The organism is Robertmurraya sp. GLU-23 (genome assembly GCF_052983275.1).
In genome coordinates this window covers 1-20,142 of record NZ_JBRKCV010000023.1, presented here as the reverse complement: position 1 = coordinate 20,142, position 20,142 = coordinate 1, and the positions used below count along the sequence as shown (strand labels likewise).

At 39.0% G+C, this 20,142-nt stretch carries 23 protein-coding genes, 1 rRNA gene and 2 other annotated features; all 24 genes read right to left on the bottom strand.

Annotated features, from left to right (window positions below):
- Positions 1 to 145 precede the first annotated feature (145 nt).
- Positions 146 to 748: a class I SAM-dependent methyltransferase gene (locus ACVBAX_RS23185; protein WP_447119183.1), complete on the bottom strand. Its 603-nt coding sequence runs from the start codon at positions 746 to 748 to the stop codon at positions 146 to 148.
- 114 nt (positions 749 to 862) lie between these two features.
- A complete protein-coding gene (gene rplL, locus ACVBAX_RS23180) occupies positions 863 to 1,225 on the bottom strand; it encodes a 50S ribosomal protein L7/L12 (protein ID WP_119706260.1) in 363 nt (120 codons plus the stop codon).
- A gap of 62 nt (positions 1,226 to 1,287) precedes the next feature.
- Positions 1,288 to 1,788, bottom strand: a complete 501-nt coding sequence (gene rplJ, locus ACVBAX_RS23175) for a 50S ribosomal protein L10 (RefSeq protein WP_119706259.1) — start codon at positions 1,786 to 1,788, stop codon at positions 1,288 to 1,290.
- A gap of 32 nt (positions 1,789 to 1,820) precedes the next feature.
- Positions 1,821 to 1,967: a sequence feature (ribosomal protein L10 leader region), on the bottom strand.
- A gap of 57 nt (positions 1,968 to 2,024) precedes the next feature.
- Positions 2,025 to 2,723, bottom strand: a complete 699-nt coding sequence (rplA, locus tag ACVBAX_RS23170; RefSeq protein WP_447119181.1) for a 50S ribosomal protein L1 — start codon at positions 2,721 to 2,723, stop codon at positions 2,025 to 2,027.
- A gap of 164 nt (positions 2,724 to 2,887) precedes the next feature.
- Positions 2,888 to 3,313, bottom strand: coding sequence for a 50S ribosomal protein L11 (gene rplK / locus ACVBAX_RS23165; protein ID WP_066058614.1), 426 nt, complete (start codon positions 3,311 to 3,313; stop codon positions 2,888 to 2,890).
- A gap of 173 nt (positions 3,314 to 3,486) precedes the next feature.
- Entirely contained in the window at positions 3,487 to 4,020 is a 534-nt protein-coding gene (gene nusG, locus ACVBAX_RS23160; RefSeq protein WP_447119178.1) for a transcription termination/antitermination protein NusG, read from the bottom strand.
- 167 nt (positions 4,021 to 4,187) lie between these two features.
- Positions 4,188 to 4,367 (bottom strand): preprotein translocase subunit SecE, encoded by a 180-nt coding sequence (gene secE, locus ACVBAX_RS23155; RefSeq protein ID WP_066058623.1) that lies wholly within the window; start codon positions 4,365 to 4,367, stop codon positions 4,188 to 4,190.
- 49 nt (positions 4,368 to 4,416) lie between these two features.
- Entirely contained in the window at positions 4,417 to 4,560 is a 144-nt protein-coding gene (rpmG, locus tag ACVBAX_RS23150; RefSeq protein WP_119706256.1) for a 50S ribosomal protein L33, read from the bottom strand.
- A gap of 94 nt (positions 4,561 to 4,654) precedes the next feature.
- Positions 4,655 to 5,266 carry an RNA polymerase sporulation sigma factor SigH gene (gene sigH, locus ACVBAX_RS23145; RefSeq protein WP_285852393.1) on the bottom strand — a complete coding sequence of 204 codons (612 nt, stop codon included), beginning with the start codon at positions 5,264 to 5,266 and terminating at the stop codon, positions 4,655 to 4,657.
- 123 nt (positions 5,267 to 5,389) lie between these two features.
- Complete coding sequence (locus tag ACVBAX_RS23140; protein ID WP_430776946.1) at positions 5,390 to 5,896, bottom strand: NYN domain-containing protein; 507 nt, start codon at positions 5,894 to 5,896, stop codon at positions 5,390 to 5,392.
- A gap of 1 nt (position 5,897) precedes the next feature.
- The gene (gene rlmB / locus ACVBAX_RS23135; RefSeq protein ID WP_447119175.1) at positions 5,898 to 6,641 is read right to left on the bottom strand and encodes a 23S rRNA (guanosine(2251)-2'-O)-methyltransferase RlmB; all 744 of its coding nucleotides are present in this window, start codon (positions 6,639 to 6,641) and stop codon (positions 5,898 to 5,900) included.
- Between the two features lie 16 nt (positions 6,642 to 6,657).
- On the bottom strand, positions 6,658 to 7,062 hold the full coding sequence (locus tag ACVBAX_RS23130; protein ID WP_430776944.1) for a Mini-ribonuclease 3: 405 nt from the start codon (positions 7,060 to 7,062) through the stop codon (positions 6,658 to 6,660).
- Between the two features lie 4 nt (positions 7,063 to 7,066).
- Positions 7,067 to 8,464 carry a cysteine--tRNA ligase gene (gene cysS / locus ACVBAX_RS23125; protein ID WP_447119173.1) on the bottom strand — a complete coding sequence of 466 codons (1,398 nt, stop codon included), beginning with the start codon at positions 8,462 to 8,464 and terminating at the stop codon, positions 7,067 to 7,069.
- Positions 8,445 to 9,113, bottom strand: a complete 669-nt coding sequence (gene cysE / locus ACVBAX_RS23120) for a serine O-acetyltransferase (RefSeq protein WP_447119171.1) — start codon at positions 9,111 to 9,113, stop codon at positions 8,445 to 8,447. The genes cysS and cysE overlap by 20 nt, the downstream gene beginning before the upstream one ends.
- A 64-nt stretch (positions 9,114 to 9,177) precedes the next feature.
- Positions 9,178 to 9,406: a binding site (T-box leader), on the bottom strand.
- A gap of 43 nt (positions 9,407 to 9,449) precedes the next feature.
- Positions 9,450 to 10,910: a glutamate--tRNA ligase gene (gltX, locus tag ACVBAX_RS23115; protein ID WP_447119169.1), complete on the bottom strand. Its 1,461-nt coding sequence runs from the start codon at positions 10,908 to 10,910 to the stop codon at positions 9,450 to 9,452.
- 68 nt (positions 10,911 to 10,978) lie between these two features.
- Positions 10,979 to 11,461: a 2-C-methyl-D-erythritol 2,4-cyclodiphosphate synthase gene (gene ispF / locus ACVBAX_RS23110; RefSeq protein ID WP_447119167.1), complete on the bottom strand. Its 483-nt coding sequence runs from the start codon at positions 11,459 to 11,461 to the stop codon at positions 10,979 to 10,981.
- A 5-nt stretch (positions 11,462 to 11,466) separates the two neighbouring features.
- Positions 11,467 to 12,165: a 2-C-methyl-D-erythritol 4-phosphate cytidylyltransferase gene (ispD, locus tag ACVBAX_RS23105; protein ID WP_430776940.1), complete on the bottom strand. Its 699-nt coding sequence runs from the start codon at positions 12,163 to 12,165 to the stop codon at positions 11,467 to 11,469.
- 20 nt (positions 12,166 to 12,185) lie between these two features.
- On the bottom strand, positions 12,186 to 13,277 hold the full coding sequence (locus tag ACVBAX_RS23100; RefSeq protein ID WP_447119165.1) for a PIN domain-containing protein: 1,092 nt from the start codon (positions 13,275 to 13,277) through the stop codon (positions 12,186 to 12,188).
- A 196-nt stretch (positions 13,278 to 13,473) separates the two neighbouring features.
- Entirely contained in the window at positions 13,474 to 14,850 is a 1,377-nt protein-coding gene (radA, locus tag ACVBAX_RS23095) for a DNA repair protein RadA (RefSeq protein WP_447119163.1), read from the bottom strand.
- A 134-nt stretch (positions 14,851 to 14,984) separates the two neighbouring features.
- Positions 14,985 to 17,420, bottom strand: coding sequence for an ATP-dependent protease ATP-binding subunit ClpC (gene clpC / locus ACVBAX_RS23090; RefSeq protein WP_447119161.1), 2,436 nt, complete (start codon positions 17,418 to 17,420; stop codon positions 14,985 to 14,987).
- 22 nt (positions 17,421 to 17,442) lie between these two features.
- On the bottom strand, positions 17,443 to 18,507 hold the full coding sequence (locus tag ACVBAX_RS23085; RefSeq protein ID WP_430776936.1) for a protein arginine kinase: 1,065 nt from the start codon (positions 18,505 to 18,507) through the stop codon (positions 17,443 to 17,445).
- A 4-nt stretch (positions 18,508 to 18,511) separates the two neighbouring features.
- A complete protein-coding gene (locus ACVBAX_RS23080; RefSeq protein ID WP_447119158.1) occupies positions 18,512 to 19,066 on the bottom strand; it encodes a UvrB/UvrC motif-containing protein in 555 nt (184 codons plus the stop codon).
- A 52-nt stretch (positions 19,067 to 19,118) separates the two neighbouring features.
- Positions 19,119 to 19,580: a CtsR family transcriptional regulator gene (locus tag ACVBAX_RS23075; protein WP_119706241.1), complete on the bottom strand. Its 462-nt coding sequence runs from the start codon at positions 19,578 to 19,580 to the stop codon at positions 19,119 to 19,121.
- 437 nt (positions 19,581 to 20,017) lie between these two features.
- Positions 20,018 to 20,133, bottom strand: a 5S ribosomal RNA gene (gene rrf, locus ACVBAX_RS23070).
- Positions 20,134 to 20,142: the final 9 nt, after the last annotated feature.

Below are 20,142 nucleotides of genomic sequence, written 5' to 3'. Positions count from 1 at the left end.
AAAAACCACATTCTCCAATTTTCTACTATTATTTTATTAGCATCGCCTTAAATTGCCAGATTTATACAACTACAGTTGAATTTAGCAATTTTACACAATATATCATGTTGGCATTTTATAATATTAACATAGCCAAAATGTCAAGTCAAATCTTTTTGGCTTTTAAAATAAAATACCCTTTTTTCTTTTCAACGGTTTCAACCGATCCAAATAATTCATTTAATTTTTCAACCGCAGAAGGAGCTCCCTGCTTTTTTTGGATCACCACCCACAGCTCACCATTAGGAGCAAGATGCTCAAAACTTTGTTCGAATATATCGTGAACGACTTGCTTACCTGCACGAATTGGGGGATTGGTCAAAACTGCCGCAAATCCGTCGCGCTTGACCTGAGTTAACCGATCACTCTCGTAAATAGTTACATTTGATACTTTATTTAGAGCTGCATTATCCTTTGCTAGTCCAATCGCTCGCTCATTCACATCTACCATATGTATCTCTTTGGTTACTTGTTCTTTTGCTAGAGAAATCCCAATTGGACCATAACCACAACCAACATCAAGGATCGGGCCATCAACGCTCGGAAATTGAAATGCCTCAATTAGTAACCTCGAACCAAAATCTACTTCACTTTTAGAAAATACGCCATTATCCGTAATAAAAGATAGATTATTATTTCTAAGAGTAAAGCTCCACGTCTTTCGATTACTCTCAACCCTTTGCTCCCGGGAAAAATAATGCTCTGCCATTCATACCACTTCCATGAATTTTTAGTAGGGAAAACTTATACGAAAAGAATTATAATTGAACCTTTTTTAAAAAGCAAAAGGCTCGCTTATGCAGCGAGCCTTTCAATATCATGATTACTTAACTTCAACGTTTGCTCCAACTTCTTCAAGCTTAGCTTTGATTTCTTCAGCTTCTTCTTTAGAAGCGCCTTCTTTGATAGCTTTTGGAGTGTTGTCAACAAGTTCTTTTGCTTCTTTAAGTCCAAGACCTGTGATTTCACGTACAACTTTGATAACTTTGATTTTTTGGTCGCCTGCAGAAGCAAGAACAACGTCAAATTCAGTTTTCTCAGCTGCAGCTTCTCCGCCAGCAGCTCCAACTACAGCTACAGGAGCAGCAGCAGTTACACCAAATTCTTCTTCGATAGCTTTTACTAAGTCGTTAAGTTCTAAAACAGTCATGCTTTTAACTGCTTCAATGATTTGTTCTTTAGTCATGATAAAAGTTCCTCCTTAAAATTGTGTTTGATTTAGTTTATTTCACGAACGATATTTCTAACTTACGCGCCTTGTTCTTCTTTTTGATCTGCAACAGCTTTTGTAGCAAGAGCAAGGTTGCGGATTGGAGCTTGAAGTACGCTGAGTAGCATAGATAGTAAGCCTTCGCGTGATGGTAGTTCAGCAAGAGCCTTAATATCTTCTAATGATGCAACGTTCCCTTCAATTACACCTGCTTTAATTTCAAGAGCTTCATGCTTTTTAGCGAAGTCATTTAAAATTTTAGCTGGGGCAACTACATCTTCGTTACTGAATGCAATAGCGTTAGGACCTGTAAGAGCGTCGTTAAGGCCAGCAAGTTCAGAAGCTTCAGCAGCACGACGAGTTAAAGAGTTTTTGTAAACCTTGAACTCAATACCAGCTTCACGAAGTTGTTTACGAAGTTCTGTTACTTCAGAAACATTTAAACCGCGATAGTCAACAACAACTGTTGTTTTAGCAGCTTTTAACTTATCAGCGATTTCGTCTACGATTACTTTTTTAGTTTCGATAGCGTTGCTCATCCTTACACCTCCTGTAGATTTACTACATTTATACCGGAAAATATAAACCTCCATGCCTTGCAGACATGGAGGAAGTATACAATAGTCGTTTACACGAACTGTTCAATCTATCGTATGACCTCGGTAGGAAATTAAGCCTTAAAGGCACCTACTGTCTGCGGTACAAATGTTATTCTATTTTCACAACAAAATCTATTCTAGTAGAATTTCATTCTGTTGTCAATTATATTTTCAAATTACTTTGCATTTACAGTTGAAGGGTCTACTTTTACTCCAGGTCCCATTGTTGAAGTAACAGTTACGTTCTTCATGTAAGTTCCTTTTGCAGCAGAAGGCTTCACTTTAAGCATTGTTTCGAAAATTGTAGTGAAGTTCTCAACAAGCTTTTCGTTTTCGAAAGAAGTTTTCCCGATTGGTACGTGGATGTTTCCAACTTTATCAACACGGTATTCAACTTTACCAGCTTTGATTTCGTTAACTGCTTTAGTTACATCAAATGTAACTGTACCAGTCTTAGGGTTTGGCATTAAGCCTTTAGGTCCTAATACACGACCAAGCTTACCAACTTCACCCATCATGTCAGGTGTAGCAACGATTACGTCAAACTCAAACCAACCTTGGTTGATCTTGTTGATGTAGTCTGCATCTCCTACATAATCAGCGCCAGCTGCTTCAGCTTCTTTCGCCTTTTCACCTTTAGCAAATACAAGTACACGTTGTGTTTTACCAGTTCCGTTTGGAAGCACAACTGCTCCACGGATTTGTTGGTCAGCTTTCTTTGGATCTACTCCAAGACGGAAAGCAACTTCTACAGATGCGTCAAACTTTGCAAAGTTTGTCTTTTTAGCAAGTTCAATAGCTTCTTCAACCGGATATGCTTTTGTACGGTCAACAAGCTTTGAAGCTTCTAAAAACTTCTTACCTTTTTTAGCCATTTTTATTTCCTCCTAGATTGTGGTTTTAGCGGAAAAGTTCTTAACTAACCTCCCACGAATAACAGCACTGTGCATATCGCACAATCGCTAGACATAAGAAAGGTTGCGCGTGAAACCAAATTCAACACCGCAACCCCTTAACTAAAGAAAAATTCGAGCATGAATTAGTCTTCGATAACAATACCCATGCTGCGTGCAGTACCTTCAACCATACGCATAGCTGCTTCAACGCTAGCCGCATTTAGATCAGGCATTTTTGTTTCAGCAATCTCGCGCACCTTGTCACGCTTGACTGTTGCTACTTTATTACGGTTCGGTACACCAGAACCAGACTCGATACCAGCCGCCTTCTTAAGAAGAACTGCAGCAGGAGGAGTTTTTGTAATAAATGTAAATGAACGGTCTTCAAAAACCGTAATCTCAACAGGAATGATTAAGCCAGCTTGTTCAGCTGTACGAGCGTTGAACTCTTTACAGAATCCCATGATGTTAACACCGGCTTGACCTAGTGCAGGACCAACTGGTGGTGCTGGATTAGCTTTAGCAGCAGGGATTTGCAACTTAACAATCTTAATTACTTTTTTAGCCACGAGACACACCTCCTTAAGTCCGTGATGTGGTAATAGGGGATTTTCCCCTCCCACTCATATAATAGTCTTTATAAAAATAAAGAACTGTTTCCTTTTGTCCGGTCTCAAAGTTTGAGACATACTGACCTTTGAAATATTACCACTTTTCGAAACCTATTTCAAGTTTTTTCAGGTTATATTTTTTCAATCTGTGTAAATTCAAGTTCTACAGGGGTATCTCGACCAAACATATTTACAAGAACCTTGACTTTAGATTTGTCCTTATCAATTTCTTCAATAGATCCAGTAAAGTTCGAAAATGGTCCTTCCTTGACTTGTACCATTTCTCCAAGTTCAAAGTTTACATCCACACGCTTTTGCTCAAGTCCCATACGTTTAAGGATGAAATCCACTTCTTCCGGTAGCAAAGGAGTTGGCTTAGAGCCAGATCCAGCCGAACCTACGAAACCAGTTACTCCAGGTGTATTTCGAACCACATACCAAGAGTCATCGGTCATTACGATTTCAACCAATACGTAACCTGGAAACACCTTTCTTTTAACTACTTTCTTTTTACCATTCTTAATATCTGTTTCTTCTTCTTCAGGCACTACCACGCGAAAGATTTTATCTTGCATCGCCATAGACTCTACACGTTTTTCAAGGTTTGCTTTTACCTTGTTCTCATAACCCGAGTAAGTATGAACTACATACCAATTCTTTTCCATTATCGAGGACGAATTGTCCTTCCCTCCCTATATGAAAATATCCATTTTATTAAACTAGAAAGCATTGTTAGCCTTTTATTTTTTTACAAATGAAAAAACCCGTTGCCGGGCTTTGCTAAAAGTTTCCTATGTTTGTTACCATTATACCATTATGTTACGGGTGTTATTCAAGGAATTAAACGAATTAATTCTGAAATCCCTAAATCTATAACAGCAAAGAAAAGAGCAAAAAATATAACCGTAGCTAATACCGTAACTGTGTAGTTTGTCAATTCCTTACGCTTTGGCCAACTAACCTTGCGCATTTCACGGCTGACATCTTTAAAAAAATTGACTACGCGCTGCATGTGTATACCCCCAACTTCCTTGTCTTACTCTATCTATAGGTGGTGCCTACTACTTTGTTTGACGGTGGATGGTATGAGCACTGCATGTTCTACAAAACTTCTTCAGCTCTAACCTTTCCGACTCTTTATTGCTCATCGTTGAATAGTTTCTCGAACCGCAAGTTACACAGGCCAAAACTACCTTTTTTGTCAAAAATGCCACCTCTAACTTACTATTTTGTCCATAAAACTGTATCATGGACACTTATCAATGTCAACAGAGCTCTATTACCATATACCCTGTCATATTACAGTGTGAGTTCCCTCACCTCAAGGTATTTCTCAAGCTTCCTTTTCACACGTTGGAGCGCATTATCAATCGATTTCACATGACGATTGAGTTCCTCTGATATTTCCTGATATGACTGACCATCTAAGTAAAGAGCTAGCACTTTCCGCTCTAAATCACTTAGAAGCTCTGACATTTTCACCTCAATATGATCAAATTCCTCTTGGTTAATAATGAGTTCCTCCGGATCTAACACTTTAGCTCCAGAAATAACATCCATTAACGTTCGATCGGATTCTTCATCATAGATCGGCTTGTCCAACGACACATAAGAATTCAACGGAATATGCTTTTGTCTCGTTGCTGTTTTAATCGCGGTAATAATTTGTCTCGTAATACACAGTTCTGCAAACGCTTTAAAAGAGGTGAGTTTGTCCTCTCGGAAATCTCGGATCGCTTTGTAAAGACCGATCATTCCCTCTTGAACAATATCCTCTTTGTCAGCACCGATTAAGAAATAGGATCTAGCTTTGGCTCTAACGAAGTTTCGATACTTATGAATCAAGTAATCTAATGCTTCACTATCACCTTTGTGCACTAAATCAACTATTTCTTCATCTTCTAGCTGCATGAAATGTAAATTATCGTTGGTTTTTGTTGTCTTGTAGTCAGCATTCACTTCGGATCCCCCCGACCGAACAAGCATAGATAGAAATATTATACAGTAGCCTTTTTTAAAGCGTCAACCCAGTCATTACTTTCCTCTTCGCCATTTTTCAAAAATTTCTGCCACTTCTCTGCTTAATGGAATTTTTGACGTAGGGCTATTTTCCTGAATGTTTTGTACCTTCTTTTCTATCTTCTTTTCAACCGAGTCCATCTCTATTAGTAACTCTCGTGCTGATTTTCTTAGTGCACCTTGTCCAAATATGGCCCATTGTTCCGTAAAATCAGAGGTTGCCACATGAATCTGAGTTTTTCTATTATTTAAAGAGATCGCCAGTTTTTCAATGCATTCATCCGCTGTTTCATTATTTCTAGTGAATATTACTTCGACTTTATAATTCTTATACTTTTTTTCTGTCCCTTTTACAAAATGGGCATCGAATACAACAATAACACGATAACCTGAGTAAGCTTGATACTCGGCCATCCTTTCAATTAAACGGTCCCGAGCTGCTGCTAAATCCTTATTTTTTAGCTCTCGAAGCTCAGGCCAAGCTCCAATGATATTGTATCCATCCACTAACAGAATGTCCATTTTATCCCTCTAGTGGATATCGTTTTCGATACACCTCATACATTAAAAGGGCTGCCGCTACCGAAGCATTTAAAGAGGTGACATGTCCTTTCATTGGCAGGCTAACCAAAAAGTCACATTTATCACGGATGAGTCTTCCCATTCCTTTTCCTTCACTACCAATCACAAGGCCCAGGGGCATAGCACCATCTAGCGAACGAAAGTCCTGTTTACCCTTAGCATCTGTTCCTGCAATCCATAAACCTCGTTCCTTAAGTTCATCAATGGTTTGAGCCATATTCGTCACTCGGACAACAGGAACATATTCAATAGCACCCGTTGAGGCTTTTGCAACAGTTGCCGTTAATCCTACTGCTCTTCGTTTCGGAATGATAATTCCGTGTGCACCAGTGGAATCCGCTGTTCTCATAATGGATCCTAGATTATGCGGATCCTCAATTTCGTCTAACAATAGGAAAAATGGTGTTTCACCTTTTGCTTCTGCCGCCTTAAACAAGTCATCAAGTTCCGCATATTGATAAGCAGCTACTGCCGCTACAACCCCCTGGTGATTTCCTTCTACCATCTGGTCGATTTTCTTTTTAGGAACAAATTGAACGATGACATTTTGTGCTTTTGCTAGCCCTATTACCTGTTGCATTTGACCCGTTTGGGAACCTTCTGCGATAAATATTTTATTCACATCGCGTTCTGACTTTAGTGCTTCAATAACTGGATTTTTCCCAATAATAAAGTCTTGGCTCATCTTATTGTTCCTCCTTTCATTCTCCAACTTGAGAGAGGGCAACTTCGATCAATTCATCAAGTCGCTCCTCTCTGTTTAGCAAATATAGATATCCGATCAATGCTTCAAATGCTGTACCATATCGATATGTCTGTACATCTGTGTTCTTTGGCACTGTTCCAGATTTTGCATTTCGGCCCCTTCTAACGACTGCCTCTTCTTCCTCACTTAAGAGCTTCGAATCCAAAAAGTGATGGATGAATTGACACTGAGCTTTTGCTGAAACATATTTGGTCGACTCCTTATGAAGCTGATTCGGACGTACTTTCCCTGATTGAAGAAGGTATCTTCGAACATATACCTCAAAGATAGAATCACCAATATAAGCTAAGGCAAGGCTATTCAGTTGTTTCACATCTATCGTATTTTCAAAGCGGAGCATATTTTTAGCCTCTTTTCCATCTTGTGCCTTGAGGCGTATCTTCTAAAATAATGTTCATATCTTTTAACTGATCACGAATTTGGTCAGATAACTGGAAATTCCGATCTTTCCTAGCCTGAATACGTTGTTCGATTAACGCTTCAATTTCTTCGTCAAGCAGTTGATCTGCTTCAAGAGTTAACCCTAAGATTCCAAATAACACTTCAAACTCACTCATAAATGCATCAATAACAGTGATAGATGTGTTCTTTTCAATAAGATACATATTAGCCATCTTAGAAAGGTCGAATAACTTAGAAATTCCATTCGCCGTATTAAAATCATCATCCATATCACGAACAAACTCATCATGTAAGGTAGTAACCTTTGTTAACCATTCTTGATCATTTTCCGTTAAATTGGCGCTAGCCTCACGTCGATGTTTAAGGTTTTGGTAAGAGGTTTTTAATCGATCAAGTCCTGCCTTTGTATTTTCTAATAGCTCATCTGTATAGTTGATGGGATTGCGATAATGTACCGCTAACATGAAGAAACGTAGTACTTGCGGATCATGTTTTTTGATAATATCGTGAACGAGTACAAAGTTTCCTAGTGATTTTGACATTTTTTCATTATCAATATTAATGTACCCGTTATGCATCCAATAGCGCGCAAATGTTTTATCTGTTAACGCTTCTGATTGCGCTATTTCATTCTCATGATGAGGGAAAGCCAGATCTTGACCTCCTGCATGAATGTCAATCGTATCACCTAAATACTTCTTCGCCATAGCAGAGCACTCAATATGCCAACCTGGTCTTCCTTTGCCCCATGGGCTTTCCCAGAAAATTTCACCCGGCTTGGCTGCCTTCCAAAGCACAAAGTCTAAAGAATCTTGTTTCTTCTCACCGATGGCAATTCTTGTACCTAGTCTCAGTTCATCAATCGATTGGTGAGACAATTTCCCATATTCCTTGAATTTACGTGTGTGATAGTATACATCGCCCTCGGACTCATAGGCATATCCCTTTTCAATCAATGTAGAAATAAAGTCTAAGATAATATCCATACTTTCTGTTACTCGGGGATGAACATCTGCTTTTCTGCATCCGAGTGCTGTTACATCTTCAAAGTATGCTTTAATAAAACGATCAGCAATCGTTGGGACATCTTCTCCAAGCTCATTTGCTACCCGAATAAGCTTATCATCCACATCAGTGAAATTCGAGATATATTGAACCTCATAGCCTCTGTACTCTAAATATCTTCTTACTGTATCAAACACAATGGGTGGTCTTGCATTTCCTATATGGATATAGTTATAAACTGTAGGACCGCAAACGTACATTTTTACTTTACCCTCTTCAAGAGGGATGAACGGCTCTTTTGAACGAGTCAATGTATTATATATTTGAATGCTCACGCTCGTAGCTCCTTTCCTTCTCTACCTGTTCTAGTTGTCTTCTTAAATTGTGAATTTCAGATTCTAATGCTTTAAAACGATCACCAGTTGGATCTGGTAGATCACAGTGATTTAAATCTTTCTCTACTTTCTTTCCATCCCTTATTACCACTTTCCCAGGAATCCCAACTACTGTCGAATTTGGAGGGACATCCTTTAGTACGACAGAACCTGCTCCTATCTTAGAATTTTCACCAACCGTAATCGATCCTAATACTTTTGCACCCGTTGCAATAAGAGCATTGTCCTTTATAGTTGGATGTCGCTTTCCTTTCTCTTTTCCCGTTCCTCCTAGTGTAACTCCCTGAAACACAGTCACATTGTCACCAATTTCACATGTTTCACCAATGACAACCCCCATGCCATGATCGATAAAAAACCGTCTTCCGATAGTTGCACCTGGATGAATTTCTATCCCTGTGAAGAAGCGACTTACCTGCGATATAACCCTTGCCATAAAATAAAATTTTCTCTTATATAGAGCATGTGCCACTCGATGAGCCCAGATGGAATGCAAACCTGAATATGTTAAGATAACCTCAAAATACGTCCTTGCCGCTGGATCTTGTTCAAAAACTACTTCAACATCTTCCCTTAGCATTTTAAACATTATCGTTCCCCCTAAACGTAAATGCTGTTTATTTCGTAAAAATAAAAAACGCCCCTGTCAAAATGACAGAGACGCTTATATGCGCGGTTCCACTCTGTTTAAGTAACCAAGATTACTTCAACTCAACTCTTGTAACGGAAGAAATCCGCCTCATTCTACTAAGGGAATAACCCTGTTTCGAATCAGGACTCAGAGGGGCACTTCAAAAAACAAGGGGCTTAAACCACTTTCAGCCGATGATGGTTCTCTCTTGAAAGCATTGCTTTTTTACTTTTCCTCTTCAACATTTTCTAAATTATATAATTATCTTTACTATATTACATTTTTTCCAATCTGTTAACTAGTAATGCTCACAATTCGTTGTAATATTTTTTCTTTACCAATTAATGCAATGGCTTTAGGTAGATCTGGACCGTGTGTTTGACCAGTAGCAGCCACACGAACCGGCATAAAGAGCTTCTTACCCTTTTGTCCTGTTGCTTTTTGAACGCTCTTCAAACTCGCTTGAACATCCTCTGGTTGGAGGCTTGGAAGCTTTTCAATCTCACTCGCAAAAGCAGATAATACTTCCTTCACGCCTTCCTCTTGAAGAACCGCCTTTGCTTCTTCTTCTAGTTCTAGTTCCTCCTTGAAGAATAACTCTGATAGCTCGACAATTTCAGCTCCATAGCTCAACTGATCTTGATAAAGCGCTACGAGGTTTTTCGTCCATTCCACTTCCTCTGGAGTCATTGCCTCACTAACAAGATCCGCCTTTTGAAGATGCGGCAGAGCAAGTTGATACACGACGTCAACCTCTTGTTTCTTCATGTACTGGTTATTCATCCATGTAAGTTTTTGCTTATCAAATAGAGCTGGTGATTTCGAAAGTCTGTTCGCTTCAAAAATGGAAATCAGTTCTTCCTTCGAGAAAATCTCTTCTTCTCCAGATGGCGACCAGCCAAGTAGGGTAATAAAATTAAATAATGCTTCAGGAAGATAGCCTAATTCCTCATACTGTTCAATGAACTGGATAATGGACTCATCTCGTTTACTTAGCTTCTTTCGGCTTTCGTTCACAATCAATGTCATATGTCCAAATACCGGTGTTTCCCAACCTAATGCTTCGTAAATCATCATTTGCTTCGGAGTATTAGAAATATGGTCATCTCCACGTAATACATGTGTAATTTCCATCAAGTGATCATCAACAGCAACAGCAAAATTATACGTAGGTGTTCCATCTTTTTTTACAATGACAAAATCTCCACCGATTCCATCTGCTTCAAACGAAACATCGCCTTTAACCATATCGTTAAAGCTGAAAACCTTCTCGCTAGGAACCAAAAAGCGAACACTTGGTTGTCTTCCTTCTTTTTCTAGAGCTTCGCGCTGCTCATTCGTTAGATGACGGCATTTCCCTGAATAGCCACCCATCTCACCCTTCTCCGCTTGCTCATTACGTTCTGCTTCTAGTTCTTCCTCCGTACAATAGCATTTATACGCTTTGCCCTCTTCAAGAAGTTGCTTATAGTACACTTCATATAAGTCATTACGTTCTGATTGTCTGTATGGACCGTACGATCCACCAACATCAACGCTCTCATCCCAATCTATTCCTAACCATTTTAAATATTTGAGTTGACTTTCTTCCCCGCCAGCAATATTACGCTTCTTATCGGTGTCTTCAATTCGGATAATAAACTTTCCACCTTGATGACGCGCAAACAAGTAGTTAAATAGCGCAGTACGAGCGTTTCCAATATGTAAATGCCCCGTTGGACTTGGTGCATAACGAACACGTACAGTGTTAGACATTCTATTTTTCCTCCTAAAGAGTTCAATCTATTTTTGACATTTATTTTACCATTGTGAAAAGGCAATTCCTAGAGCTCTTTCTTTTTTAAGAGCACAACTGCTTGAGAAGCAATTCCTTCTCCTCTTCCGGTAAACCCAAGCTTTTCTGTTGTTGTTGCTTTAACATTCACTTGATCTGGTGTTGCTTTCAGTAATTCAGCGATCCGGTTCTTCATTTGCTCAATATATGGCGCCATCTTCGGTCTTTGTGCAATAATGGTGCAATCCGCATTCACTAGCTCATATCCTCGATTCTCAACTAATGACCATACATGTTCAAGAAGCTTTGCTGAATCGGCATCCTTAAACTCTGGATCCGTATCAGGAAAGTGTCTCCCAATATCTCCTTCACCTATCGCTCCTAAAACCGCATCTGTTACCGTGTGAAGAAGGACATCTGCATCTGAATGCCCTAACAATCCTTTTTCATAAGGAATCGTTATTCCTCCTAAAATTAATGGTCTACCTTCTGTGAGCTGATGAACGTCAAATCCTTGTCCAATTCTAAACATCGTTATTAAAGTCCCCTCTTTTGGTAGTCACGTTGCTTAATAATTGCCTCTGCAAAATACAAATCTTCTGGTGTCGTCAGTTTAATATTATCGTAGTCACCCTCAACAATTTTAACAGGGACATGTAGTCGTTCTACTAAACTTGCCTCATCTGTCCCTAAAAAATTCTGTGCCAACGCTAGGTTATGAGCCTCTTCTAGCAACGACACGCGAAAAGCTTGTGGGGTTTGAATAGCCCACAAGCTTGAACGCTCAATCGTCTCAACTACTTCAAAATTATTTACCTTCTTAATCGTATCCTTAACAGGGACTGCTACGACAGCCGCTCCATCCTTTTCTGCTACCGATACTAATTCATGGATTACTCTTTTTTCAATAAATGGCCTAGCTGCATCATGAACGAGTACAATTCCCTCTTTCTTTGCGGCTTGTAACCCATTATACACACTGTGCTGTCTTTCATTCCCACCAGCAACAAGAGAAGTAACCTTTTTGATACGATACTTTTTTAAAAGGCTGGAAAAATGATCTTCATCTCCGGCTGAAATAGCTAAAATAATTCCTTCACATGCCTCATCCAATTCAAATACCTTGAGTGTATGAATTAATATAGGAATATCCTTTAGCTGAAGCAACACCTTATTTTTGCCTGCCCGCATTCTTTTCCCTTGTCCTGCTGCAGGGATAATCACTTGGTAAGACATAAGATATCCCCTAACTATTTCTATAATGCTTTTTCTAATAATTTCGGTTTAGCAAAAATCATTCGACCAGCTGATGTTTGCAGTACACTTGTTACCAATACATCAAGCTGCTTTCCAATATAGTCTCTTCCATCTTCAACAACAATCATCGTGCCATCATCGAGATAAGCAATGCCTTGGTTATGCTCCTTGCCATCTTTTATAACTTGGACATTCATTTCTTCCCCAGGCAATACAACTGGCTTAACGGCATTTGCCAAGTCATTAATGTTTAATACAGCAACCTTCTGAAGTTCACATACTTTATTAAGATTAAAGTCATTGGTTACGACTACTCCACTAGTTAACTTTGCAAGCTTAACAAGTTTTGAGTCTACTTCTTGTACATCCTCAAAGTCGCCTTCATATATCTCAACATTCATAGCTAGTTCTTTTTGAATTCGATTTAAAATATCAAGACCTCTTCTACCACGGTTTCGCTTTAATACATCAGAGGAATCCGCAATATGCTGCAATTCTTCAAGGACAAATTGTGGAATGACAATGGTTCCATCTAAAAATCCTGTTTGACAGATATCAGCAATACGTCCATCAATAATAACACTCGTATCTAATATTTTTAATTCATTTTTGGCATTTGTATTCTCAGCCTCTAACTCTTCCTCACCAGACTTCTTTTTTGATTTCGTAAAAAGGGATAATAACTCGTCTCTCTTTTTAAAACCCACCTGGAAACCTAAATAACCAAATAGAAGTGTCAATAGTACGGGAGCTACTGTATTTAATATAGGTACTTCAATACCCGTTAATGCATAACCAACTAAAAAGGCAATAATTAATCCAAATACTAATCCTACGCTACCAAAGATAATATCTGTTATAGGTACTTTAACAAGAGATTCTTCTACCCATTTCACGAAATTGACGACATAATCGACCGCCCAAAAAGTAATAAGATAAAAAATAATGGCACCTAAAATAGCGGTAACATAATGATTATTTATCAGAGGAATGTCGTCTAATGATATAAGTGTTAATAAATCAGAGATTAAAAAGATCCCTAAAGTACCACCTGTAATTAAGAAACAGGCTTGAACAATTCGCTTTAACATTCCTTCACCTCCTTTTATACATTATAAACAATTTCCATAAATTGAAACGTAATATTACATAGAAAATTATTGTTTGTTATTATCCTGTAATCTCTTTGTTATATTAGTATAATTGCGGGTGATTTCACATGTTTATTATTACTAAGGGTAGCACCTAGCAAATATTGGTGTCAATTTTTTACCCTTTATCTTTCACTTATTCAAATGTCGCTTTTAGTGCATCCGCTACAGTAGAAACTCCTATTAACTGAATCCCTTTTGGGGCTGACCAACCACCTATGTTACTGGCAGGAATAATGACTCGTTCAAACCCTAGCTTGGCAGCTTCTTGTACACGCTGTTCTATTCTTGATACCCTTCTTATCTCCCCTGTCAAACCTACTTCCCCTATAATACAATCCGTTGCTCTAGTTGGCTTATCGCGGAAACTTGAAGCAATACTAATAGCTACAGCTAAATCAATAGCTGGTTCATCCAGCTTCACTCCACCAGCAACCTTTAAGTAAGCATCCTGGTTTTGAAGCAGCAACCCAACTCTTTTCTCTAACACAGCCATGAGTAGTGACACTCTGTTATGATCAATGCCTGTAGCCATCCTCCTAGGATTTCCAAAACTTGTCGGTGAAATAAGTGCTTGTATCTCTACTAAAACCGGTCGAGTACCTTCCATTGAAGCAACTACTGTCGATCCTGCTGCACCTTGAGATCGCTCCTCAAGGAATATTTCAGATGGATTTTGAACCTCTTCTAATCCAAATTCCTTCATTTCAAAAATTCCCATTTCATTGGTGGAACCAAAACGGTTTTTTACCGCTCGGACAATCCGATACGTATGGTGGCGCTCCCCTTCAAAATAGAGAACCGTATCGACCATATGTTCGAGAAGTCTAGGACCTGCAATCGAGCCTTCTTTTGTCACATGACCTACGATGAATATCGCAATACCCTTTGTCTTACCTATTCTCATAAGCTCAGCTGTACATTCTCTTACTTGAGAGACACTTCCTGGGGCAGAGGTTACCTGAGGATGGAAGATGGTTTGGATCGAATCAACAATGACGAAACTTGGGTTTTCCTTTTCAATCGTTCGACTGATCTCTTCTAGATCTGTTTCAGAGTAGACAAGTAAGTTTTCTGATGTTACTCCTAGTCGATCTGCTCTTAGCTTCGTCTGTCTCATTGACTCTTCCCCTGAAATATAAAGAACGGAATGTTGTTTTTTTGCCAGTTGAGAGGAAACCTGTAATAGCAAAGTGGATTTTCCAATTCCGGGATCACCACCTATTAATACTAGGGAACCCTTTACGATTCCTCCACCTAACACACGATTTAACTCGACCAAATCCGTTTGTATACGGGGCTCTGTCATCGTTTCAATTGAGGTAATTGGTGTTGCCTTTGACATGGTTGTTGAACCTACTGAATGAGCAAAGGTCGCACGATGATTAGATACCTTTTTTTCTATTTCTTCCACCATCGTATTCCATTGTCCGCACCCAGGGCATTTCCCCATCCATTTGGGAGATTCATAGCCGCAATCATTACACATGAATTTTGTTTTTACTTTTGCCAAAATTATATCCCCCTTCTTCCATGCCGTACTCTCTCATTATAAGACATCTTATAAATTCATTGCAGTGATAAGTATTTCCCAATAGAAAATAGAAGGCACACGTAATCTCTTACGTGTGCTCCCTTTTTTTACGATTATTTATGAATCGGTTCTCCTGCTCTTACAGCAAAATCTCCATCCACATAATCAATGACAACCTTTTGTCCTGTTAGAACCGTTCCTCTTAATAACTCTTCTGATAAACGGTCCTCAATATGCTTTTGAATTGCTCTTCTTAAAGGTCGTGCACCGTATTCAGGGTCATACCCTTCCTCAGAAATTTTGTCTTTTGCAGCATCTGTTAGCTCTAACGTAATATCTTGTTCATCTAATCGTTTAATTAGCTGATCAGACATTAATGTAACAATCTGTTTTAAGTGCTTTTTCTCTAATGAATGGAAAACAATGATCTCATCGATACGGTTGAGGAACTCGGGACGGAATGCCTTTTTCAGCTCCTCCATTACCTTGCCCTTCATATCTTTAAAGTCCTGTTCTCCATCTTGAATGTTAAAGCCAACATACTTATTACGCTTTAACGCTTCTGCTCCAACGTTAGAAGTCATGATAACAACTGTATTACGGAAATCAACACTTCTTCCTTTTGAGTCTGTTAGACGACCATCTTCTAGGACTTGAAGCAAAATATTAAATACATCTGGATGCGCCTTTTCAATTTCATCTAATAAAATAACAGAGTATGGTTTTCTTCTAACCTTTTCTGTCAATTGTCCACCTTCATCATATCCTACATAACCTGGAGGAGAACCTACTAGTCTGGAAGTTGAATGTTTTTCCATATACTCCGACATATCAACGCGAATCATTGCTTCCTCGTCACCAAACATGGCCTCTGCTAATGCACGTGCAAGCTCCGTTTTACCAACACCTGTAGGACCAAGGAAAATAAACGATCCGATAGGGCGCTTTGGATCTTTCAAACCAGCACGAGCACGACGTACAGCTTTTGATATTGCCTTTACAGCTTCCTCTTGACCGATTAAACGAGAATGAAGAATTTCTTCAAGCTTTAATAGCTTATCTGTTTCTGTTTGTGCCAGGCGTGATACAGGAATTCCAGTCCAACTAGCTACAACTGTAGCAATATCATCGACAGTAACCTCTGAGTTCTCTTGTCCTTGCTTCTCTTTCCATGTTTTCTTTGTCTCTTCTAGTTGTTCACGAAGTCTTTGCTCTGAATCTCGTAATGATGCAGCCTTTTCAAATTCTTGGCTTTGAACAGCAGCATCCTTTTCCTTACGAACCTCTTCAAGCTTTGCTTCAAGCTCCTTTAAGTTTGGAGGTGTTGTGTAAGAGCGAAGTCTTACCTTTGATCCTGCTTCATCAATTAAATCAATGGCCTTATCAGGAAGAAAACGATCCGAAATATAACGGTCGGACAATTTGACAGCTGCCTCAATTGCTTCATCCGTAATGGATACTCTATGATGTGCTTCGTAACGATCTCTCAATCCTTTTAAGATTTGAACAGATTCATCCGCTGTCGGCTCATCTACCATGATTGGCTGGAAACGTCTTTCTAGAGCTGCATCCTTTTCAATATATTTACGGTATTCATCAAGGGTCGTTGCCCCAATACATTGAAGTTCCCCACGAGCTAGGGAAGGCTTTAAGATATTTGAAGCATCAATCGCACCTTCTGCTCCACCCGCACCGATAAGTGTATGGAGTTCATCGATGAATAAGATGATATTTCCTGCTTGTCGGATTTCATCCATTACTTTCTTTAAGCGGTCTTCAAATTCACCTCGATACTTTGTACCTGCTACAACTGTACCCATATCAAGCGTCATAACACGCTTATCTCTTAATGTTTCAGGAACCTCATTGTTTACAATTTGTTGGGCTAAACCTTCAGCAATCGCTGTTTTCCCAACTCCAGGCTCCCCAATTAACACTGGATTATTTTTCGTTCGTCGGCTTAATACCTCGATCACACGCTGAATTTCCTTAGCTCTTCCAATAACCGGGTCAAGACTACCTTCTCTGGCAATAGATGTTAAGTCTCGTGCTAAGCTATCTAAGGTAGGCGTATTAGCGCTTGCTGCTGTTCCACCTTGATGATTGCTTGACTCACTACTACCTAACAGTTGAAGCACCTGCTGTCTTGCTTTATTTAAGCTGACCCCTAAGTTGTTTAATACCCTTGCTGCTACTCCTTCACCTTCACGAATAAGACCTAGCAAAATATGCTCTGTTCCTACATATGAATGACCAAGTTTTCTTGCTTCATCCATAGAAAGTTCAATTACCTTTTTTGCTCTTGGCGTATAGTGAATCGTCTGTGAAGCATCTTGCCCACGACCAATCAGATTTTCTACTTCTTTTTGTATTTTCTCTGAACCTAATCCTAAAGCATATAATGCTTTTGCAGCGATACCTTCGCCCTCTCTTACTAACCCAAGTAAAATATGCTCTGTTCCAATATTGTTATGACCTAAACGAATAGCTTCTTCCTGGGCTAGTGCAAGTACCTTTTGAGCTCTCTCTGTAAAACGTCCAAACATCATGTGAACATCCTCCTAACTAAGGTTAATTTTCCATTTTTATTCTTTCCCTTATTAAAGAGGCGCGACGAATATCACGCTCGTTGGGTCTTAGTGGTCCTCCCGCGTATTGTTGGAGAAATCCAGGTTGTGTTAATATCATTAATTCATTTAAAATATTTCTTGATATGTTTTCAATATAACCCATATCTATCCCTAATCTTACATCAGATAAACAGTTGGCTGCTTCCTTTGTTTCAATAATTCTACTATGTGTGAGAACACCTAAGGAACGAAAAACTCTATCTTCTAATTGTATGTTAGAAGTTTTTGCTAATGCCCCACGAGCTGATCTTTCCTGGGCAATTAGTTGGCTGACAACGCCCTTTAGGTCCTCAACAATATCCTCTTCAGATTTACCTAACGTGATCTGGTTGGATATTTGAAAGATGTTACCTAGCGCCTCACTACCCTCTCCATACATTCCTCTAACGACAAGACCAAGTTGATTGATGGCAGGAATTATACGATTCATTTGTTGCGTTAATGTCAAACCTGGTAGATGCATCATCACTGAAGCCCGCATCCCTGTCCCTACATTTGTCGGACAGCTCGTTAAGTATCCTACCTTTTCATCAAATGCATAATTGATATGCTCTTCTAATTCATCATCGATCCGATCTGCCAGTGTTAACGCCTCACTTACCTGGAAACCAGGATATAAGCATTGAATTCGGATATGATCTTCTTCATTAACCATAATGCAAACTTCTTCATTTTCGGATAAAAGACAGGCACCGAGAGCAGAGTTTTCAACTAGATGAGGGCTGATTAAATGCTTTTCCATTAATACTCGTTTTTGTATTGGCTGAAGTTCTTCCATTCTTAGGAGCTCTAATTGACTTAAGTTAGGAATGGTATGATTTAATAATGCCTTCTCCATTGTCTGTATAACTTCATGTGCTTCCTCATTAGAGAAAAGGGTTGGGAACTTATATTCATTTATATTCCGCGCGAGCCGAATTCGAGAACTTAGAACAATGTCTGAATCAGGCCCTTCTGCACTCATCCAGGAGCTTATGGCTTGATTAATAAATTTTTCAAGAGACATGTACCTATTCCTCTCCTTCACTTTCACTGCGTAACAACTTTTCAATTTCTCTAATTTCATCTCTTACTATGGCTGCTTGTTCAAACTCTTCGTTTTCGATTGCAGACTTTAAATCAACCTTTAGTTCTTCTATTTTCTTTTTGTAGTGAATGTTTCCACCTATTCGCTTAGGTATCTTTCCATTGTGAGTGGAATTACCACTATGGAGCCGTCGTAATATCGGTTGAAGCTGATCCCTAAACGTTTCATAGCAATGAGCACATCCAAACCGTCCGACTTGAATGAATTGCTTATATGTCATCGAACAGCCTTCACATTGCAATACTTGTTGTTGATCATAAAGTGAAGCTTTCTGTTGAGCAAGCTGGTAGTTATGATCGAAGTTTAATAGCCCAGCCAATAGATTGTTAATGGAAAAACCTGATGTATTCGTGACTACAAAGTGCTCTCCTTTTTCTTGAGCACAAACCTCACATAAGTGAAACTCAGATTTTTTACCATTATTAATTTTTGTAAAATGAAGGGTAGCAGGCCTTTCATTACACTCCTGACAAATCATGTTACTCACCTCAATAAATGGCTTTACTCTTTTCTAAAGGCGTGGAATTTTTTCACTTATATTTTAATGTTGTTAACATAGCCTTTAGCATTCTCGAACGAAGTTCATCACGATATGGTAAGTCAATATACAGGACGGAGCGATCAATGACACTGAGCATTATTTTTGCTTCTCTCGTTGAGATCACATCTTCCTCAACTAGTCTGAAGATCACGTGCTCCGCACTACTTTGTGACACTCTAGAAGAGATCACAGTTAGCAGCTGGTCAATAAGGTGAGCGTTATCGTGTGATTGAACTTTCATAATTCGAATATATCCACCACCACCTCGTTTACTTTCTACAACATACCCTTTTTCAATGGTAAATCGCGTGTTTATTACATAGTTGATTTGTGATGGTACACACTGGAACTTATCAGCTATTTCACTACGCTTAATTTCAACGAGCTCTCTTTCACTCATCTCGAGTACTTCCTTTAAGTACTGCTCAATGATATCGGAGATGTTCCTCACCATATCCCCCCTCTCTGACTTTGACTATATTTGACATTAATTATACATGATGAACGTAGTTACATGCAATGAACAACACCTTATAAATTTTTCCCCAAATTTCGTGCTCTCAAACTAGGAAAGAATTCATAAATATAATTCTATAAAATAGAGAATTAGTTAAATTTAAGACAGGATCACTGAGGAACAGAGAAAAAAGGGCTGGTCAGATCATAAAAGCAAGTTTATGACTCGTTGCTGTGGGATTTGTGTAGCTGGTAGGTTATAATAGTTGGTTTATGACTTATATGCGAGGATAAAGTGGTACTGCACGTCATAAAAAATAGTTTATGACGTTTTTGCGTGGAATAAATGGTACTTAAAGTCATAAAAGTGATTACTTAACAATAAAAAATATACACAACAAAAAAAGCACCCATTCAGGTGCTTTTTTCTTTGCCTAGCGACGTCCTACTCTCACAGAGGGAAACCCTCAACTACCATCGGCGCTGAAAAGCTTAACTTCCGTGTTCGGTATGGGAACGGGTGTGACCTTTTCGCTATCGCCACTAGACCAGTATTC

What these genes read in the sequence shown, in the direction of transcription:
- ACVBAX_RS23140 (WP_430776946.1), bottom strand. Translation starts at nt 5,896, where the DNA reads ATGGACATTCTGTTAGTGGATGGATACAATATCATTGGAGCTTGGCCT.
- ACVBAX_RS23185 (WP_447119183.1), bottom strand. Translation starts at nt 748, where the DNA reads ATGGCAGAGCATTATTTTTCCCGGGAGCAAAGGGTTGAGAGTAATCGA.
- ACVBAX_RS23085 (WP_430776936.1), bottom strand. Translation starts at nt 18,507, where the DNA reads ATGTCTCTTGAAAAATTTATTAATCAAGCCATAAGCTCCTGGATGAGT.
- gltX (WP_447119169.1), bottom strand. Translation starts at nt 10,910, where the DNA reads ATGTCTAACACTGTACGTGTTCGTTATGCACCAAGTCCAACGGGGCAT.
- rlmB (WP_447119175.1), bottom strand. Translation starts at nt 6,641, where the DNA reads ATGAGCCAAGACTTTATTATTGGGAAAAATCCAGTTATTGAAGCACTA.
- rplL (WP_119706260.1), bottom strand. Translation starts at nt 1,225, where the DNA reads ATGACTAAAGAACAAATCATTGAAGCAGTTAAAAGCATGACTGTTTTA.
- cysE (WP_447119171.1), bottom strand. Translation starts at nt 9,113, where the DNA reads ATGTTTAAAATGCTAAGGGAAGATGTTGAAGTAGTTTTTGAACAAGAT.
- clpC (WP_447119161.1), bottom strand. Translation starts at nt 17,420, where the DNA reads ATGATGTTTGGACGTTTTACAGAGAGAGCTCAAAAGGTACTTGCACTA.
- ispD (WP_430776940.1), bottom strand. Translation starts at nt 12,165, where the DNA reads ATGTCTTACCAAGTGATTATCCCTGCAGCAGGACAAGGGAAAAGAATG.
- ispF (WP_447119167.1), bottom strand. Translation starts at nt 11,461, where the DNA reads ATGTTTAGAATTGGACAAGGATTTGACGTTCATCAGCTCACAGAAGGT.
- sigH (WP_285852393.1), bottom strand. Translation starts at nt 5,266, where the DNA reads ATGCAGCTAGAAGATGAAGAAATAGTTGATTTAGTGCACAAAGGTGAT.
- secE (WP_066058623.1), bottom strand. Translation starts at nt 4,367, where the DNA reads ATGCAGCGCGTAGTCAATTTTTTTAAAGATGTCAGCCGTGAAATGCGC.
- rplJ (WP_119706259.1), bottom strand. Translation starts at nt 1,788, where the DNA reads ATGAGCAACGCTATCGAAACTAAAAAAGTAATCGTAGACGAAATCGCT.
- ACVBAX_RS23080 (WP_447119158.1), bottom strand. Translation starts at nt 19,066, where the DNA reads ATGATTTGTCAGGAGTGTAATGAAAGGCCTGCTACCCTTCATTTTACA.
- ACVBAX_RS23130 (WP_430776944.1), bottom strand. Translation starts at nt 7,062, where the DNA reads ATGCTCCGCTTTGAAAATACGATAGATGTGAAACAACTGAATAGCCTT.
- nusG (WP_447119178.1), bottom strand. Translation starts at nt 4,020, where the DNA reads ATGGAAAAGAATTGGTATGTAGTTCATACTTACTCGGGTTATGAGAAC.
- ACVBAX_RS23100 (WP_447119165.1), bottom strand. Translation starts at nt 13,277, where the DNA reads ATGTTAAAGCGAATTGTTCAAGCCTGTTTCTTAATTACAGGTGGTACT.
- rplA (WP_447119181.1), bottom strand. Translation starts at nt 2,723, where the DNA reads ATGGCTAAAAAAGGTAAGAAGTTTTTAGAAGCTTCAAAGCTTGTTGAC.